This window comes from Tabrizicola sp. (assembly GCF_036781545.1).
GTDB lineage: Bacteria > Pseudomonadota > Alphaproteobacteria > Rhodobacterales > Rhodobacteraceae > Tabrizicola.
Window position 1 is genome coordinate 1 of sequence record NZ_DAIQAT010000227.1, and the last position, 4125, is coordinate 4125.

General features: G+C 66.0%; 3 protein-coding genes. 2 read left to right on the forward strand and 1 reads right to left on the reverse strand.

Going from position 1 to position 4125, the window contains the following annotated elements; all coding sequences use genetic code 11:
* The coding region (locus V7Q39_RS19650; RefSeq protein ID WP_333818302.1) for an autotransporter assembly complex protein TamA at positions 1–1790 on the reverse strand (1790 nt) is incomplete at its 3' end.
* 232 nt (positions 1791–2022) lie between these two features.
* Between V7Q39_RS19650 and rimP the strand changes: the two genes are divergently transcribed.
* Complete coding sequence (gene rimP / locus V7Q39_RS19655) at positions 2023–2628, forward strand: ribosome maturation factor RimP (RefSeq protein ID WP_333818303.1); 606 nt, start codon at positions 2023–2025, stop codon at positions 2626–2628.
* Positions 2629–2701: 73 nt separating this feature from the next.
* Positions 2702–4125 (forward strand): transcription termination factor NusA (gene nusA, locus V7Q39_RS19660; RefSeq protein WP_333818304.1); only part of this gene is annotated, 1424 nt, incomplete at its 3' end.

The following is a 4125-nucleotide window of genomic DNA, read 5'->3' on the forward strand; positions in this document are numbered from 1 at the left end:
TGCACCCCGTCGCCGGTGGTGCCGCTGATCGGCGTCGCCACGTCCAGCCGGATCGGCCCCAGCCCGGTATCGTAGCGCAGCCCCAGCCCCGCGCCGGCGTGGCTGTCTGCGCTGGCGCCGGTGAACCCGTCCAGCCCGATGCTGCCCCAGTCGACGAAGCCCACCACGCCGATCTTGTCGCTGACCTTGGCGCGCAGCTCCAGCGACCCGGCCAGGAAATACCTGCCGCCGATCAGGAATTCAGGCCCCAGCCCACGCGTCACCGCGATCCCGAGCGAACGATAGGGCTGCCCGCGCACCGTGCCCCCGCCACCCGAGAAGAACAGGTCGCCCCGCGGGGTTTCCAGAAGCTCCGATCCCAGCACCGCGCCCGCCTGCACCCGTGCCGCCACGACGATCCTTCCCGGCTCGCCGAGGCTGCGGAAGGCGCGACCGTCGACGGTTGCCCGCAGGCCCGATCCCGTGGTGCCGAACCCGGCGAAGGGTTTGGCGGTGGCATCCAGATAGAACCCTTTCGTCGGGTTGTTCGCCACGTCGCGCTTGTCCCAGGTCAGGCCCAGAGGCAGCGACAGGTTGCGAAAGAAGAACGACCCGCCGGGGTCGCGACCATCGAGATAGTCATAGGTCAGCCCGGCCCGCGCGGTCAGGGTTTCCGAGAAGATGTGCGAGAACTTCAGCCCGAACGTCACGGCATCCAGTTTGTAGTCGATCTCATCCTCGTGCGAATAGCCCAGCACCAGCCCCGCCGTCGTGTCGGGCGTCAGCGTGGCGGGGCGGTCGAGTGTCACCTCCAGCCCGTAGTCCACGCCGCTTTCGCCTGACCCGATGTTCGTCGCATGGGCCTTCACCCCCAGCCTTTCGCCGCCGCCCAAGAGGTTCCGGTGCAGCCAGGACGCCGACAGCGACACGCCGTCCAGACTTGCCACCTCGGCCCCGAAGGAATAGCGGCGCGGTTTCTGCTCCACCACCGTGGCGGTAATGCCCAGAAGGTCCGGCGCGGTGATCCGATCGTCCTCGGTCAGCGCGACCGAGGCGAAGATCCCCGTCCGCCGCAGCCGCGTCTCTGCCCGGCGCAACTCGGTCTCGCTGAAGGTCTCGCCCTCGGGCAGGCCCGCGATCTTGCGGATACGCCGTTCGCGCATCCGCTCCTCGCCGACGATCTCCAGATGCCCGAAGCGCAGCCGCGGGCCGGGCGACAGCGCGATATCCGCATCCAGCCGCTGCGCCGCATGGTCGGCCACCACATTCTCGGACGCCACGAAGGCCTTGGCATGGCCGTCTTCCCGCCAGGCGCTGATCGCCACGTCCACCGCCGAGGATACGGTCCCGCTTTCCGCTACGGTGCCGGTGCGGAACTCCTTCGGCAACTCGGTCCCTCGCGCCAGCGGCTGTACCCGTGCGACACCGAAACGGAAGGGGGCGCCGGGATCGACTGCGATCTGGATCACCGAAATGGCGTGCGGCGGCTCCAGCACCGGAATCGCTGCCGCCTCTCGCCCGTCGATCCGGATGCGGATATCGACCGAGTAATGCCCCTTGGCATACATCGCGCCCAGAATCCGCGCATAATCCGCCCGCGCGGCGGCCAGAAGGTCCTGCGGGTCGGTCTGCCCCTCGGCCTGAAGCGTGCGGACCTGCGAGGCCGCTTCCACCGCTTGCTTCAGCTCCTTCGAGCCGCCCGCCACGCTGATGTCCAGCCGCTCCAAAGCCTGCGCGCCGCTTGCGCCCAGTCCCAGAAAGACCGCAACGACAGCCCCTCGGGCCCGCAGCAGAGTGCGACCGGCATTCACTTGGACAACCTCATCGGCAGCATACCCCCCGACTATTGCAGCTTGTGCTGGCCCCTTCAATCGGGGGAAACCACATTGGCGGAGTTGGGTTCCGAGAACCGGCTTGCCAAGTCCCTTGCAGACTCGGCCCGACCGGCCTATATGCACCTCAACAGCTGCGTCAGGGTCCAAACCTGAAGCTACCGAAAGTCACGGGCGGGCCGCTGGGTCCGCTTTTTTGTTTCTGGACAGCATGACCGATCTCGTCGCCAAAACCGCCATCGACCGCCGCCTGGCCGACATCGTGCAGCCGGTGATCGAAGGCCTGGGCTTCGAACTCATCCGCCTGCGGCTGATGGGCGGCAAGACGCGCGTCTTGCAGATCATGGCCGATCGTCCCGATGGCGGGATCGGCGTCGATGAATGCGGTGACATCTCCACCGCGGTATCCGCCGTGCTGGACGTGGAAGACCCGCTGGAAGACAACTACGTCCTCGAAGTCTCCTCCCCCGGCATCGACCGGCCGCTGACCCGGCTGAAGGATTTCGAGATGTGGAAGGGCTGGGAAGCCCGGGTCGAGACGACCGAGCTGATCGACGGCCGCCGCCGCTTCAAGGGCGATCTGGCGGGGGTCGAGGGCGACGAGGTGCTGATCACCCTGGAAGAGGGCGGCGAGGACGTGACAATCGGGCTCAAGTTCGACTGGCTCTCCGACGCCAAGCTGATCCTGACCGAAGAGCTGATCGCCGAGATGCTGCGTCAGAAGAAGGTGGCCGAACCAACCGACGGCCAGTTTGACGAGATCGAGGAAATCGACGGGGACGAGGACGAAGACCCCGCACCGGAAACCAGACACTAAGGCGTGATGAGGAAAAGTGGGTACCGGTTTTCCTCAAGACTCACGCGACCACTGAAACACTAGGGAGACACCCATGGCCATCACCTCCGCCAACCAGCTGGAGCTTCTGCAGACCGCCGAAGCCGTGGCGCGCGAAAAGATGATCGACCCTGACCTGGTGATCCAGGCGATGGAGGACAGCCTCGCCCGCGCCGCCAAGTCGCGCTACGGCGCCGAGATGGACATCCGGGTGAAGATCGACCGCAAGACCGGTCGCGCCAGCTTCACCCGCGTCCGCACCGTGGTTGAAGATGAACTGGTGGAAAACCACCATGCCCAGCTGACGGTGAAGCAGGCCAAGTCCTACCTGGCCGACCCCCAGATCGGCGACGAGATCGTGGACGAGGTGCCGCCGGTCGACCTTGGCCGCATCGCCGCGCAATCGGCCAAGCAGGTCATCCTGCAAAAGGTCCGCGAGGCCGAGCGTGACCGCCAGTTCGAGGAATTCAAGGACCGCAAGGGCACCATCATCAACGGCGCCGTCAAGCGCGAGGAATACGGCAACGTCATCGTCGACATCGGCCGGGGCGAGGGCATCCTGCGCCGGAACGAGAAGATCGGCCGCGAGGCCTACCGCATCGGCGACCGCATCCGCTGCTTCATCAAGGACGTGCGCCGCGAGCCGCGCGGGCCGCAGGTTTTCCTCAGCCGCACCGACCCGCAGTTCATGGCCGAGCTGTTCAAGATGGAAGTCCCGGAAATCTATGACGGGATCATCGAGATCAAGGCCGTGGCCCGCGATCCGGGCAGCCGCGCCAAGATTGCGGTGATCAGCTACGACAACTCCATCGACCCGGTCGGCGCCTGCGTCGGCATGCGCGGCAGCCGCGTTCAGGCCGTGGTGAACGAACTGCAGGGCGAGAAGATCGACATCATTCCCTGGAATCAGGACACCGCGACTTTCCTGGTCAACGCCCTGCAACCGGCGGAAGTCTCGAAAGTGGTCTTCGACGAGGAGGCCGGGAAGATCGAGGTCGTGGTGCCGGACGAGCAACTCAGCCTCGCCATCGGCCGTCGCGGCCAGAACGTGCGGCTGGCCAGCCAGCTGACGGCGCTGGACATCGACATCCTGACCGAAGCGGAAGAATCGCAGCGCCGCCAGGCCGAATTCGCCGAACGCACCAAGCTGTTCATGGATTCGCTCGATGTCGACGAGATGATGGCCCAGCTTCTGGTCGCCGAAGGCTTCACCAACCTGGAAGAGGTGGCTTACGTCGAACTGGACGAACTTCTGTCCATCGACGGCTTCGACGAGGACACCGCCGCCGAGCTTCAGGCCCGTGCCCGCGACTATCTGGAAGCGGCCAATGCCAAGGCGATGGAAAACGCCCGCGCCATGGGGGTCGAGGACAGCCTGGTCAACTTCGAGGGCCTGACCCCGCAGATGCTCGAGGCGCTGGCCCAGGACGGCATCAAGACGCTGGAAGACTTCGCCACCTGCGCCGACTGGGAACTGGC